At 56.9% G+C, this 955-nt stretch carries 1 protein-coding gene and 1 pseudogene; both read right to left on the reverse strand.

Going from position 1 to position 955, the window contains the following annotated elements; translation table 11 throughout:
• Nucleotides 1-378, reverse strand: a 378-nt coding sequence (locus tag DEO48_RS24745) for a PAAR domain-containing protein (RefSeq protein ID WP_181367054.1), incomplete at its 3' end; no start/stop codon positions are given.
• Nucleotides 379-387: 9 nt separating this feature from the next.
• Nucleotides 388-955: pseudogene (locus DEO48_RS26860) on the reverse strand (type VI secretion system tip protein VgrG); the annotation flags it as partial.

Consider the following 955-nt stretch of genomic DNA (forward strand, 5'->3'; position numbering starts at 1 on the left):
GGGTGACAGCCCCAGCAGCGGAGCCCGGTCAAGAACAGCCTGCTTCGCACAGTCATGAACCGGAGATTTCCAGGGGGTGTCACCGATAATGACGTTGCCACTGCCCGAAGCAATCATGCCGCCACAGCCAATCGCATCACCGATACGTGCAGCAGGTTTCCCGTTAAAACGAACCGTTGATGACCCCGCTGAAATCGACCGCGAATGCATACCATGCGGCGTGTTGGGGCACGGGCAACCATGGAGGGCCACCGCATCGCCCTGTCGGGCAGCCGGCACCCCGTTGATACGAATATCGGGACTTCCTTCAATAACAGGTGTATCCGGAAAACACGCGTGGCCTTGTCCGGTATCACCCAGTCGTGCAGCGCCTGGCATAGTGCCTCCTTAAGGGCATAATGGTGCATCCGGCAGCGAAGGTGCCGCCGGTGATTCAGGTTCAACAGAGACCGGGGCTGTCCCGACGCCCGGGCTTCCCCCCTCATTCACTTTGACAAGATTGCCCTGCAGGGTAATGCCCGAGTCATCTATCTTCATGAACCCTCCCGGGCCTTTGACGGTGAAGGATTGTCCCGCTTCCAGTACGATATCCGTGGCTTTGAGGTAATGATCGTTATTCACCACCGTGCGCTGGTTAGCGCCAATGATGGCTTCTTCAGACCCGGTCAGCGTGGTCTGACGGCTGCCCTCAATGCGGGTTACCTCACCGCCACCGATAAAGCGCTTAAAGGACTGGGTGATACTCTGAATAAAATTGCGCCCGATGGACTGATGGCTATCCTGGTGGATCAGTTCGTAATCATCCTGTCCCACGGTACGGTGGCTGTGCCTGTCGATACGTTCAAACTTATCCTGCACAACGCTCAGATGCTGATCGTTACCCACGCTCTGCCGGTGGTTGTTATTGATGACGGTGTCATGGTCTTTCTGGGCATGAAGAAACACCTGCTCGCGC

The sequence above is a fragment of the Enterobacter sp. CGMCC 5087 genome (assembly GCF_003144775.1).
Taxonomy (GTDB): Bacteria; Pseudomonadota; Gammaproteobacteria; order Enterobacterales; family Enterobacteriaceae; genus Enterobacter; species Enterobacter cloacae_M.